This is a genomic window from Pseudomonas sp. C11 (assembly GCF_034683865.1).
GTDB lineage: Bacteria > Pseudomonadota > Gammaproteobacteria > Pseudomonadales > Pseudomonadaceae > Aquipseudomonas.
This window is the reverse complement of sequence record NZ_JAWIIP010000073.1, coordinates 1-245: the sequence shown is the minus strand read 5'-3', so window position 1 is coordinate 245 and position 245 is coordinate 1. Positions and strand designations below refer to the sequence as shown.

The following is a 245-nucleotide window of genomic DNA, read 5'->3' as shown; positions in this document are numbered from 1 at the left end:
CGGCTTTGACAAAGGGCGGGATTATATAGCCTAAATCGCCGTGACGCAGCCGCCAGGCCACACACAAGAACTCATTGAACAGCAAGACGGCCAGCAGGCTCATGCAGCATGACTCGGCAACTGGACAGGAAAATGAACTCGGCGCTATCAATAGTATCTGAGTATTCACCTGATTGATATAATAAAAAACCGGCTCGGCCATGCTCATGCTAGGCTCTCGTCTACATTTTGGGCGACACATACCG

At 50.6% G+C, this 245-nt stretch carries 1 protein-coding gene; it reads right to left on the bottom strand.

The window, feature by feature from the left end:
* Positions 1-208 (bottom strand): hypothetical protein (locus VC352_RS24970; protein ID WP_322982172.1); only part of this gene is annotated, 208 nt, incomplete at its 3' end.
* Positions 209-245 lie beyond the last annotated feature (37 nt).